Genomic DNA, 12,534 nt, shown 5'->3' with positions numbered 1-12,534 from the left:
GGATCCTTTCGCCTTACCAGCGGTAGTGGCTGAACGCCTTGTTGGCGTCAGCCATCTTGTGCGTGTCTTCGCGCTTCTTGACGGCGGTTCCGCGGCCGTTGACGGCATCGGACAGCTCGCCCGCAAGGCGCTCTTCCATCGTGTTCTCGTTGCGCTTGGCGGCGGCCGTGATCAGCCAGCGGATGGCCAGCGCCTCGCGACGGATCGGGCGGACTTCGACGGGGACCTGGTAGGTGGCACCACCGACGCGGCGCGAACGCACCTCGACGGACGGCTTCACGTTTTCCAGCGCCTCGTGGAAGACTTCGATCGGCTCGCGCTTGAGACGGGTCTCGACGCGCTCCAGCGCGTTGTAGACGATCCGCTCGGCGATCGACTTCTTGCCGTCAACCATCAGGTTGTTCATGAATTTGGTCAGCACGCGATCGCCATATTTGGCGTCGGGCAGGACTTCGCGCTTTTCAGCGGCGTGACGACGGGACATGGATGCCTCTCCTTATTTCGGACGCTTGGCGCCGTATTTCGAACGACGCTGGCGACGATCCTTGACGCCCTGGGTATCCAGCACACCACGCAGGATGTGGTAACGGACACCCGGAAGGTCTTTCACGCGGCCGCCGCGGATCAGCACGACGCTGTGTTCCTGCAGGTTGTGCTTTTCGCCCGGAATATAGGAGATGACCTCGAAGCCATTCGTCAGGCGCACCTTGGCGACCTTCCGCATGGCGGAGTTCGGTTTCTTCGGCGTCGTGGTGTAGACGCGCGTGCAGACACCGCGTTTCTGCGGGCAGCCCTGAAGGTGCATGGATTTAGACCGCTGCACTCTCGGCTGCCGCGGCTTGCGGATCAGCTGTTGGATCGTCGGCATTCGGTTCCCCGTCTTGCTCTGTCAATACTCGCAACCGATCGGTTGCGCCGCTTCTCGACGGTGCCTTGCGCGAATCGCAAAACACCAAGCCCGACCGGCCCCTACAGGGCTGGCGGGCATCATTCCAGAGGATCGGGGCGTTTCGGCCCGGATCGTGACCTCACAGGTTCTGGTACCCGTTGCGGTTTCCCGCCGGGTCGCGTGGCTATAGGGGGATTTCGGGGTGCTGTCAACCGGCGCCCCCTGCCCCGCCCCCCGCGGATCCCTCGTGCAGCTGCCGTGCCAGATCGGCCAGCACGCCGCGGCGCAGGCCGAAGCGCTGCCGCAGCAGGCGGTTCATCGCGCCCTCCTGCGGCTCCCACGGCAGGCCCGGTCCCATGTCGCCCGAGTCGCTGTCGCCGTGGATCGAGCGGATGAACATCAGCGGGCGCGAGATCTGCACGCCGGGCATCCAGCGCGCCAGCTGCGTGTGGTTGTAGTGCAAGGCGGTGTCGGGGATATCGGGCGTCAGGAAGACGGTCAGCGCCACGCCCATGTTGTGGCAGATGCGCGGGGTGATCTTCAGCTGGCCGTCGCGCGCCTCGATCATCAGCCCGCGCCCGTAATCCAGCGACAGCCGTCCCTCGGCCCGGAACAGCGGCTGCACGCTGGCGAAATCGCGCCGCGTCGCCTCCACGTAATCCAGCGCCACGGCATCGTCGTCGTCATGCCGGAAATGGCCGATCGCCTCGGCCTGCGGATCGAGATGGGGCGCCACGGCGGCACGGCAGGCCTGCAGGTGGAAATCCATCGGCTCGACCAGCGACAGCTGCAGCTGCGGCACCCGGCCGCACAGCTCGTGCAGGCGGCCCAGCCACGGTTCCGGCAGATCCGGCCCGGTCATGATCACCAGCGTGAAGTCGGGATCGGTCTGCGCCAGCCAGCCCGGCAGGGCGACGGTCGTGAACCACAGCCAGCGCCGCTCCAGCCGGTCGGGATCGTACAGATAGGCCCGCCGCGCCGCGATGCTGTCATGTTCGACCTGATAGCCCCGCAGGCCCAGATAGGAAAACCGGCACAGGCCCAGCATCTGCACCCGCATCACCGGCGCCGCCCCAGCTGCGCCTCGCGCCAGATCGTGTAGATCCCCGCGCCCACGACCAGCCCGGACCCCACCCAGGTCCACAGGTCCGGCCAGTCGCCGAAGATCAGCATCCCCAGCACGATCGCCCAGAGAAGCGAGGTATAGCGGAAGGGCGCCACAGCCGAGATCTCTCCGATCCGCATGGCGGACACGGCCGAGATATAGCCCACGGTCAAAAACAGGCTGCTCAGCACCAAAAGCAGGATCTGCGACACCGTGGGCAGGATCCAGCCCTGCCCCAGGCTCAGGACGAGGCCTGTCAGCATGACCATCACGGCGGCATAGAAGGCGATGGTCGCCGAGGTGATGTCGCGCGAAAAGCGGCGCGTGGACAGATCGCGCAGCGCCACCATCGCCATCGCCCCTAGGGCCGCCAGCGACCAGATGCCGAAGGTGCCGCTGCCAGGGCGCAGGATCACCAGCACGCCCACCATCCCCACCATCACCGCGACGATCCGCCGCCAGCCCAGGCTTTCGCCGAAGAACAGCGCCGCGCCCAGCATCACCACCAGCGGCAGCGACTGCATCACCGCCGTCAGATCGCCGATGGCCATCCGCTGCAGGGCGTTGAGGAACAGCAGGGTCGATCCGACCTCGCCGATCAGGCGCAAAACCATGGGCCAGCGCGCATCGGGCGCGATGCGCAGGCGCAGCCCGCCGCTGCGTTGCGCCAGCAGCACCAGCGCCAGCATCACGAAGCTGCCGCGCAGGGTGATCGCCTGATAAAGCGGCATCTCCTGCGTCACGAACTTGACGATGGCATCGTTGCAGCCGAAGCCCATCATCGACAGGGTCATCAGCCCCGCCCCGCGCAGGTTGTCACCCGGCTGCAGCGGTTCGGGCCGGAGCGAGGCGGGCCGGGTCCGGCGCAGGGGAGAGATCAGGGGCGCTACCATGGGAAAAGGGTCCGGGGGGCTTGAGGGGGTCGGGCGAGGGTATCAGGCGGGCGGGATGGCGGGGCCGTCGCCCGGCAGAGGCTGGTGCAGCGGCAGGGTCAGGGCGGCGCGCAGATCTTCCAGATCCAGGTTGAAGCGGCGTTCCAGCAGGCGGGGCAGTTCGTCGGGGTCGGCGGCGACGCGGTTCTTGCCGATCAGGTGGCCGCGGCTGTCGTTCACGTCGTGATGGCCGCGGATCCACATGACCGGGCCGGGCAGCGTGAGCGTCGGCACCTTGGCCCAGACCTTGTCGTGGCGATAGTTCATCAGCGACCGCACCTCGCCGCCCGGGAAATAGAAGGTCTGCGCCAGGCCCCAGTTCTGCGCCATCTCGGCATGCAGCGTAAGGTCGCCATCCTCCAGCCGCGCCACGATCCCGCTGGTATAGTTCACCACGACGGGATGGTGCTTATGGGTCATCCGGGCGGCCAGCCGGTGATCGGCCCGGATATGGGCAACATAGTCGATGGCCACCGCATCGTCGTCATCCATGCGGAACTGCGCCACCACGTCGGCTGTCGAATCGACATGTCGGGCCAAGGCCTCGCGGCACAGGGGCGCGTGGCGGCCGGGGGGCAGGCATTCGATGCGGATCTGCGGGACGACCTCGGCCACGGCCTGCAAGCGCCCGGCCCAGGGCTCGGGCAGGTCCTCGCCGGTGGCGACGATCAGGGTGAAGTCGGGGTCCGTCTGCGCCATCAGCGGCGGCACGCAGAGCGTCTCGAACCAGCGCATCCGGCGTTCCAGCCGGGCGGGGTCGTAGAGGATGGCGCGGTTGTCGTCCAGATCCTCGCCGGTGGTCTGGAAATCGCCCTGCACCAGCAGCGAAAATCGACACAGGCCCAGGACTTGGATGCGCATCATGGTTCCTTGAACGACTGGCGCAGTATGTGCGCCGGGCAAGGGCGGTCAACCCGAAAGACGAAGGCCCGGCACTGGGTGCCGGGCCTTCGCGGTGGTCAGGGGGCAAGGATCACTCCTCGCCGTTGGTCTCGGGCAGATCGGCGGTGGCGCTCTCGGTCATCGTCTCGGGCGCCGTCGTGCCCATGGTGGGCTCGGGGGCTGCCAGGGCGGCAGCCGCCTCGGCCTCGGCGCGGCGCGCCTCGATCACCTCGGCGTCGCGCTCGGTGGCGATGCGACGGACCCTGGAGGTCGCGCCACCGGTGCCCGCCGGGATCAGGCGGCCCACGATGACGTTCTCCTTGAGGCCCACAAGCTTGTCGCGCTTGCCCTGCACGGCCGCCTCGGTCAGCACCCGGGTCGTCTCCTGGAAGGACGCCGCCGAGATGAAGCTGCGGGTCTGCAGCGACGCCTTGGTGATGCCCAGCAGGACCGGCTCGCCCGTGGCGGGACGTCCGCCGCGTGCCTCGATCTTGGCGTTCTCCTCGTCGAACTCGTCGCGCTCGACGTGCTCGCCCTTCAGCAGCGTGGTCTCGCCGCTGTCGAGGATCTCGATCTTCTGCAGCATCTGGCGGACGATCACCTCGATGTGCTTGTCGTTGATCTTCACGCCCTGCAGTCGATAGACGTCCTGCACCTCGTCGATGAGATAGTCGGCCAAGGCCTCGATCCCCATGATGCGCAGGATGTCATGCGGCGCCGGGTTGCCGTCCATGATGTAGTCGCCCTTCTGCACGAAGTCGCCTTCCTGCACCGGGATGTGCTTGCCTTTCGGCACCATGTACTCGACCGGCGGAGCGCCCTCTTCGGCGGCCTCGATGCTGATGCGGCGCTTGTTCTTGTAGTCCTTGCCGAACCGCACATAGCCGTCGATTTCCGCGATGATCGCGTGATCCTTGGGGCGACGGGCCTCGAACAGTTCCGCCACGCGGGGAAGACCCCCGGTGATGTCCTTGGTCCGGGCGCCCTCGCGCGGGATACGTGCCACCACGTCGCCCGGCTGGATCTCCTGGCCTTCCTCGATCGACAGGATGGCATCCACCGACATCGGATAGCTGACCGGGTTGCCCTGGTCGTTGCGCACCGGCTCGCCGCTGGCGTCCATGATGATGATCTCGGGCTTCAGTTCGTTGCCTTTCGGCGCCGAACGCCAGTCGGTCACGATCTTCTGCGTCATGCCGGTCGCGTCGTCCGTCTCGTCGCGGACCGAGATCCCCGACAGAAGGTCGACGAACTTGGCCGTGCCGCCCTTTTCCGCGATGATCGGCAGGGTATAGGGATCCCATTCGAACAGCTTGGCGCCACGGATGACCTTGTCGCCGTTCTTCACGAACAGCTTGGAGCCGTAGAACAGCTTGTGGCTGGCGCGTTCCTGCCCGTGCTCGTCGACGACCAGCAGCTGCATGTTGCGCGACATGACCACGTTGTCGCCCGCGGTGTTGCCCAGCAGGTTCTCGTTGCGGAACTGCACGATCCCCTCGTGCGATGCCGCCTGGAACGACTGCTGGCCGCCCTGCGCGATCCCGCCGATGTGGAAGGTCCGCATCGTCAGCTGCGTGCCGGGTTCGCCGATCGACTGCGCGGCGATGATGCCCACCGCCTCGCCGATGTTAACCAGCGTGCCGCGCGCCAGATCGCGGCCATAGCACAGCGCGCAGATCCCGTCCTCGGATTCGCAGGTCAGGGCCGAGCGGATCCGCACCTGCTGCACGCCGGCCGCCTCGATGGCGTCGGCCTTGCGTTCGTCGATCACCTCGTTGGCACGGATGATGATCTCGTCCTCGCCCGGCACCAGCACGTCCTCGGCCACGGTCCGGCCCAGAACCCGCTCGGACAGCGGCGAGATGACTTCGCCGTCGTTCACGGCGGCAGAGGCCGTGATCGCGCGTTCGGTGCCGCAATCATGCTCGCGGATGATGCAGTCCTGCGCCACGTCCACCAGACGCCGCGTCAGATAGCCCGAGTTCGCCGTCTTCAACGCGGTGTCCGACAGACCCTTCCGGGCGCCGTGGGTCGAGTTGAAGTACTCAAGGACGGTCAGACCTTCCTTGAAGTTCGAGATGATCGGCGTCTCGATGATCTCGCCCGAGGGCTTGGCCATCAGGCCGCGCATGCCGCCGAGCTGCTTCATCTGGTTGACCGAGCCCCGGGCACCCGAGTGGGCCATCATGTAGACCGAGTTCGGCTCCTTCTCGGCGCCGTTCTCGTCGAACTTCTTGGACGAGATCGTGGCCATCATGGCCTCGGTCACGCGGTCGTTGCACTTCGACCACGCGTCTACGACCTTGTTGTACTTCTCGCCCTGGGTGATGAGGCCGTCCAGATACTGCTGTTCGAACTCCTTCACCTGATCCTGGACCTCGCCCACGATCGGCCACTTGCTTTCGGGAACGACCATGTCGTCCTTGCCGAAGCTGATGCCGGCCTTGAACGCCTCGCGGAAGCCCAAGGTCATGATCTGGTCGCAGAAGATCACCGATTCCTTCTGGCCGCAGTAGCGGTAGACGGTGTCGATGACGACCTGAACGTCCTTCTTCCGAAGCAGCTGGTTGACCAGCTCGAAGGGCGCCTTGGCGTTCAGCGGCAGGATCGCACCCACGCGGATGCGGCCCGGCGTGGTCTCGTAGCGCTTGAGGACCTCGTTGCCGTTCTCGTCGATCTGCTTGATGCGGGCCTGGATCTTTGCGTGCAGATGCACCTCTCCGGCGGCAAGGGCGTGTTCGACCTCGTCCACGTTGGAGAAGATCATCCCCTCGCCCTTCATGCCTTCGCGCATCATCGTGACATAGTAGATGCCCAGGACCATGTCCTGGGACGGCACGATGATCGGCGCGCCGTTGGCGGGCGACAGCACGTTGTTCGTCGACATCATCAGGACGCGCGCTTCCAGCTGGGCCTCGAGGCTCAGCGGGACGTGCACGGCCATCTGGTCGCCGTCGAAGTCGGCGTTGAAGGCCGAGCAGACCAGCGGGTGCAGCTGGATCGCCTTGCCCTCGATCAGGATCGGCTCGAACGCCTGGATGCCGAGACGGTGCAGCGTGGGCGCACGGTTCAGCAGAACCGGGTGCTCACGGATGACCTCGTCCAGGATGTCCCAGACCTCGGGGCGTTCCTTTTCGACCAGCTTCTTGGCCTGCTTGACTGTCGAGGACAGACCCTTGGCTTCAAGACGCGAATAGATGAACGGCTTGAACAGCTCGAGCGCCATCTTCTTGGGCAGACCGCACTGGTGCAGCTTCAGCTCCGGGCCGGTCACGATGACCGAACGACCCGAGAAGTCGACGCGCTTGCCCAGAAGGTTCTGGCGGAAGCGGCCCTGCTTGCCCTTCAGCATGTCCGACAGCGACTTCAACGGGCGACGGTTGTTGCCCGTGATGACGCGGCCGCGACGGCCGTTGTCGAACAGCGCATCGACCGATTCCTGCAGCATCCGCTTTTCGTTGCGCACAATGATGTCGGGCGCGCGCAGCTCGATCAGCCGCTTGAGGCGGTTGTTGCGGTTGATGACGCGACGATAGAGGTCGTTCAGGTCGGACGTGGCGAAGCGGCCGCCGTCCAAGGGGACCAGCGGGCGCAGTTCCGGCGGAATGACCGGGATCACGGTCAGGACCATCCATTCGGGGCGGTTGCCCGATTCCAGGAAGCTCTCGACGATCTTCAGGCGCTTGATGATCTTCTTGGGCTTCAGCTCGCCGGTGGCGGCCTTCAGATCCTCGCGCAGCTGGTCGGCGGTGCCGGCCAGGTCGATATTGGCCAGCATGGCGCGGATCGCCTCGGCGCCGATATCTGCCTGGAAGGCGTCGGCGCCATAGTTGTCCTGCGCGTCGAGGAATTCCTCTTCGCTCAGCAGCTGGCCATAGGTCAGGTCGGTCAGGCCCGGCTCGATGACGACATAGTTCTCGAAGTACAGGATCCGTTCCAGATCGCGCAGCGTCATGTCCAGCATCAGGCCGATGCGCGAGGGCAGCGACTTGAGGAACCAGATATGGGCGACCGGGGCGGCCAGCTCGATATGGCCCATCCGCTCGCGGCGGACCTTCTGCAGGGTCACTTCCACACCGCATTTCTCGCAGACGAGGCCGCGATACTTCATGCGCTTGTACTTGCCGCACAGGCATTCGTAGTCCTTGATCGGACCGAAGATGCGCGCGCAGAACAGGCCATCACGTTCCGGCTTGAACGTGCGGTAGTTGATCGTCTCGGGCTTCTTCACCTCGCCGAAGGACCAGGCGAGGATCTCCTCGGGCGAAGCCAGCGAGATCTTGATCTCGCTGAACTGCCGCGGCGTGGCCAGCGGGTTCAGGTGATTGGTGGCGAGTTCCTGGTTCATTTTCAATTCCTAATGAAGGGCACGGGATGGGGCGAAGTGAAGGCTTGCGCCCTCACTCCTCCTCTTCCGCATCCAGGAGTTCCATGTTGAGGCCCAGACCCCGGACCTCCTTGACCAGCACGTTGAACGATTCCGGCACACCGGCCTCGAAGTTGTCCTCGCCCTTGACGATGGACTCGTAGACCTTGGTGCGTCCGGCGACGTCGTCCGACTTGACGGTCAGCATTTCCTGCAGCGTGTAGGCGGCGCCATAGGCCTCCAGGGCCCAGACCTCCATCTCGCCGAGGCGCTGGCCACCGAACTGCGCCTTGCCGCCCAAGGGCTGCTGCGTGACCAGGCTGTACGGACCGGTGGACCGGGCGTGCATCTTGTCATCGACCAGGTGGTGCAGCTTGAGGACGTACTTCATCCCCACGGTGACCTGACGTGCGAACTGCTCGCCCGTGCGGCCATCGAACACCACCGACTGCCCGGAGGTGTCGAACCCGGCACGCGTCAGCGCGTCGTTCACGTCGGCCTCCTTGGCACCGTCGAAGACCGGCGTGGCGATCGGCACACCCGTGCGCACCGTGTCGGCGTGCTCGCGCAGCGTCTCGTCGTCCATGCCGTCGAAGGTGTCGGCATACAGGTCGTCGCCATAGCCGATGCGCATCGCCTCGCGGACCGGGGTCATGTCGCCATTGCGGCGATAATCCTCCAGCGCCTCGTCGATCTTGAGGCCCAGTGCCCGGCTGGCCCAACCCATGTGGGTCTCCAGGATCTGGCCCACGTTCATGCGCGACGGCACGCCGAGGGGGTTCAAAACCAGGTCGACGGGGGTGCCGTCCGCCAGGAACGGCATGTCCTCCATCGGGACGACCTTGGACACGACGCCCTTGTTGCCGTGACGGCCGGCCATCTTGTCGCCCGCCTGCAGCTTGCGCTTCACGGCGACGAAGACCTTGACCATCTTCATCACGCCCGGCGGCAGGTCGTCGCCCTGACGGACCTTCTCGACCTTGTCCTCGAAGCGCGCGTCCAGCAGCTTCTTCTGGGTGTCGTACTGACCGTTCAGCGCCTCGACGTCCTTGGCGACGTCCTCTTCGCTGACCGCCAGCTGCCACCACTGGCCGCGGGACATGGTGCCCAGCAGGTCCTCGGTGATCTCGGTGCCCGAGCGGATGCCCTTGGGCCCCTTGAGCGCCGTCTTGCCCAGAACCAGCGTCTTCAGACGCGCATAGATGTTGCGGTCCAGGATCGCCTGCTCGTCGTCGCGGTCGCGCGACAGGCGCTCGACTTCCTCGCGCTCGATCTGCAGCGCGCGCTCGTCCTTGTCGACGCCGTGGCGGTTGAACACCCGCACCTCGACGATCGTGCCATAGGCGCCCGGCGGCAGACGCAGGGACGTGTCGCGCACGTCGCTGGCCTTTTCGCCGAAGATGGCGCGCAGCAGCTTCTCTTCCGGCGTCATCGGGCTTTCGCCCTTGGGGGTGATCTTGCCCACCAGGATGTCGCCCGGCGCGCATTCCGCACCGATATAGACGATGCCGGCCTCATCCAGATTGCGGAGCGCCTCTTCGCCCACGTTCGGGATGTCGCGCGTGATCTCCTCCGGGCCCAGCTTGGTGTCGCGGGCCGCGACCTCGTATTCGTCGATATGGATCGAGGTGAACACGTCGTCGCGGTGGATCCGCTCGCTGATCAGGATCGAGTCCTCGTAGTTGTAGCCGTTCCACGGCATGAACGCGACGACCACGTTGCGGCCGATGGCCAGCTCGCCCCGGTCGGTCGAGGGACCGTCCGCGATGACCTGGTTGGCCACAACCTTCTCGCCCACCTTCACCAGCGGACGCTGGTTGATGGTCGAGGACTGGTTCGAGCGCTTGAACTTGCGCAGACGATAGATGTCCACGCCCGCGTCGCCCGCGCCCATGTCCTCGGTCGCGCGCACCACGATCCGCTGCGCATCGACTTGGTCGATGATGCCGCCGCGGCGCGCCATGATGGCCGCACCCGAGTCCCGGGCCACGGTCGCTTCCATGCCGGTGCCGACGAAGGGCGCCTCGGCCCGCAGCAGCGGAACCGCCTGACGCTGCATGTTCGAGCCCATGAGGGCGCGGTTGGCGTCGTCGTTTTCCAGGAACGGGATCAGCGCGGCGGCGACCGAGACCAGCTGCTTGGGCGACACGTCGATCAGGTCGATCGCATCCACCGGGTTGAGCATGAAGTCTCCCGACTGGCGGGTGCTGATCAGCTCGTCGACGAACTTGCCGTTCGCGTCCAGCGTCGCGTTGGCCTGCGCCACGGTGTGGCGCATCTCCTCGGTCGCGGACATGTAGACCACGTCGTCGGTCACGTGACCCTCGACCACCTTGCGATAGGGGGTCTCGATGAAGCCGTACTTGTTCACCCGCGCGAAGGTTGCGAGGCTGTTGATCAGGCCGATGTTCTGGCCTTCGGGGGTCTCGATCGGGCACATCCGGCCGTAATGGGTCGGGTGGACGTCGCGCACCTCGAAGCCCGCACGCTCGCGCGTCAGACCGCCCGGCCCCAGGGCCGACAGGCGGCGCTTGTGCGTCACTTCGGACAGAGGGTTGGTCTGGTCCATGAACTGCGACAGCTGCGAGCTGCCGAAGAATTCACGCACCGCCGCCGCCGCCGGCTTGGCGTTGATCAGGTCCTGCGGCATGACGGTGTCGATCTCGACGCCGGACATGCGCTCGCGGATGGCACGCTCCATGCGCAGCAGGCCGACGCGGTACTGGTTCTCCATCAGCTCGCCGACGGAGCGCACGCGACGGTTGCCCAGGTGGTCGATGTCGTCGATCTCGCCCTTGCCATCGCGCAGCTCCACCAGCCCGCGGATGCAGGACACGATGTCTTCGTGGCGCAACGTGCGTTGGGTGTCGGGCGCGTCCAGGTTCAGGCGCATGTTCATCTTGACCCGGCCCACGGCGGACAGGTCATAGCGCTCGCTGTCGAAGAACAGCGAGTTGAACAGGTTCGACGCGGCCTCGACGGTGGGCGGCTCGCCCGGGCGCATGACGCGGTAGATGTCCATCAGCGCGCCTTCGCGGCCGAGGTTCTTGTCCGCCGCCATGGTGTTGCGGATGTAGGGCCCCACGTTGACGTGGTCGATGTCCAGCACCGGCACGTCGGTGATGTCGTTGTCCAGCAGCACCTTCAGAAGGCCGCCAGACAGGTCGCCCTCCTTGTTGTAATCGGCGGTGATCTCGTCGCCCGCCTCGGCATAGATGAAGCCGGTCTCGTCGTTGACGATGTCCTTGGCCACGAAGCGGCCCACGATCCGCTCGAACGGAACGTACAGGTTCAGCTGCTCTTCGGATTCCTGCAGCTTCTTGACCAGACGCGGTGTGACCTTCTCGCCGGCCTTGGTGATGACTTCGCCGGTCTCGGCGTTCACCAGGTCGAAGGCCGGACGGGTGCCGCGAACGCGCTCGGGGAAGAAGCGCGTGACCCAGCCCTGCTCGCGCCCCGCGCGGCGCAGGGTGTAGGTGACGGTCTCGTAGAAGGCGTCCATGATCGCCTCCTGATCCATGCCAAGCGCATAGAGCAGGGTCGTCACGGGCAGCTTGCGGCGGCGGTCGATGCGCGCGAACACGAGGTCCTTGGCGTCGAATTCGAAGTCCAGCCACGAGCCGCGATAGGGAATGATGCGGCAGGCGAACAGCAGCTTGCCCGAGGAATGGGTCTTGCCGCGGTCATGGTCGAAGAACACGCCAGGGCTGCGGTGCATCTGCGACACGACCACGCGCTCGGTGCCGTTCACGATGAACGTGCCGTTCGTCGTCATCAGGGGCATGTCGCCCATGAAGACGTCCTGTTCCTTGATGTCCTTGACGGATTTCGCCCCGGTATTCTCGTCCAGATCGAAGACGATCAGGCGCAGGGTGACCTTCAGCGGCGCGGCATAGGTCATGTCGCGCTGCTGGCACTCGTCCACGTCGTATTTCGGGCGTTCCAGCTCGTACTTCACGAATTCCAGCGTCGCGGTCTCGTTGAAGTCCTTGATCGGGAACACCGACTGGAACACGCCCTGGATGCCGTCGCCATCGTTATGACCGCTTCCCTCGCCCGAGTTCAGGAACAGGTCATAGGAGGATTTCTGAACCTCGATCAGGTTCGGCATCTCCAGAACTTCACGGATGTTGCCATAATAGCGGCGGATCCGCTTCTGGCCGACATAAGCTTGCGCCATGGGGTCTTGTCACCTTTCGTCTTCGCGCGCGTCCGGGTCGGGGGCCCCCGGGACGCGCCTACGAATGCAGGGGTGAGGTTCCATTCGTGCCGCGCGTCCCACCGCGCGGCTCCCGAACCTCGAACATGCCCTGAGGGGAGGTCTGCCAGGCAGACCGACCGTCAAGACAGGTTCGGCAGG

The 12,534-nt window shown here is 65.6% G+C and carries 7 protein-coding genes; all 7 read right to left on the bottom strand.

Annotated features, from left to right (window positions below; translation table 11 throughout):
* Window positions 1-13: 13 nt before the first annotated feature.
* Complete coding sequence (rpsG, locus tag E4191_RS02880) at window positions 14-484, bottom strand: 30S ribosomal protein S7 (protein WP_135312072.1); 471 nt, start codon at window positions 482-484, stop codon at window positions 14-16.
* Window positions 485-496: 12 nt separating this feature from the next.
* Window positions 497-868: a 30S ribosomal protein S12 gene (rpsL, locus tag E4191_RS02875; RefSeq protein WP_042252808.1), complete on the bottom strand. Its 372-nt coding sequence runs from the start codon at window positions 866-868 to the stop codon at window positions 497-499.
* Window positions 869-1,097: 229 nt separating this feature from the next.
* Window positions 1,098-1,949, bottom strand: a complete 852-nt coding sequence (locus E4191_RS02870; RefSeq protein WP_135312071.1) for a glycosyltransferase — start codon at window positions 1,947-1,949, stop codon at window positions 1,098-1,100.
* Complete coding sequence (locus E4191_RS02865; RefSeq protein WP_135312070.1) at window positions 1,949-2,887, bottom strand: DMT family transporter; 939 nt, start codon at window positions 2,885-2,887, stop codon at window positions 1,949-1,951. Before E4191_RS02865 ends, E4191_RS02870 begins: the two co-directional genes overlap by 1 nt.
* A gap of 42 nt (window positions 2,888-2,929) precedes the next feature.
* On the bottom strand, window positions 2,930-3,790 hold the full coding sequence (locus E4191_RS02860) for a glycosyltransferase (RefSeq protein ID WP_135312069.1): 861 nt from the start codon (window positions 3,788-3,790) through the stop codon (window positions 2,930-2,932).
* Window positions 3,791-3,899: 109 nt separating this feature from the next.
* Entirely contained in the window at window positions 3,900-8,156 is a 4,257-nt protein-coding gene (gene rpoC / locus E4191_RS02855) for a DNA-directed RNA polymerase subunit beta' (RefSeq protein WP_135312068.1), read from the bottom strand.
* Window positions 8,157-8,208: 52 nt separating this feature from the next.
* Window positions 8,209-12,354 carry a DNA-directed RNA polymerase subunit beta gene (gene rpoB / locus E4191_RS02850; RefSeq protein ID WP_135312067.1) on the bottom strand — a complete coding sequence of 1,382 codons (4,146 nt, stop codon included), beginning with the start codon at window positions 12,352-12,354 and terminating at the stop codon, window positions 8,209-8,211.
* Window positions 12,355-12,534 lie beyond the last annotated feature (180 nt).

Source organism: Paracoccus liaowanqingii, assembly GCF_004683865.2.
Lineage (GTDB): Bacteria > Pseudomonadota > Alphaproteobacteria > Rhodobacterales > Rhodobacteraceae > Paracoccus > Paracoccus liaowanqingii.
The sequence above is the reverse complement of the archived record's forward strand: the minus strand, read 5'-3'. Positions and strand labels throughout refer to the sequence as shown.

Excerpts from the sequence above, each read along its gene's own strand:
- E4191_RS02870 (WP_135312071.1), bottom strand. The coding sequence starts at position 1,949 with ATGCGGGTGCAGATGCTGGGCCTGTGCCGGTTTTCCTATCTGGGCCTG.
- rpoC (WP_135312068.1), bottom strand. The coding sequence starts at position 8,156 with ATGAACCAGGAACTCGCCACCAATCACCTGAACCCGCTGGCCACGCCG.
- E4191_RS02860 (WP_135312069.1), bottom strand. The coding sequence starts at position 3,790 with ATGATGCGCATCCAAGTCCTGGGCCTGTGTCGATTTTCGCTGCTGGTG.
- rpoB (WP_135312067.1), bottom strand. The coding sequence starts at position 12,354 with ATGGCGCAAGCTTATGTCGGCCAGAAGCGGATCCGCCGCTATTATGGC.
- E4191_RS02865 (WP_135312070.1), bottom strand. The coding sequence starts at position 2,887 with ATGGTAGCGCCCCTGATCTCTCCCCTGCGCCGGACCCGGCCCGCCTCG.
- rpsL (WP_042252808.1), bottom strand. The coding sequence starts at position 868 with ATGCCGACGATCCAACAGCTGATCCGCAAGCCGCGGCAGCCGAGAGTG.
- rpsG (WP_135312072.1), bottom strand. The coding sequence starts at position 484 with ATGTCCCGTCGTCACGCCGCTGAAAAGCGCGAAGTCCTGCCCGACGCC.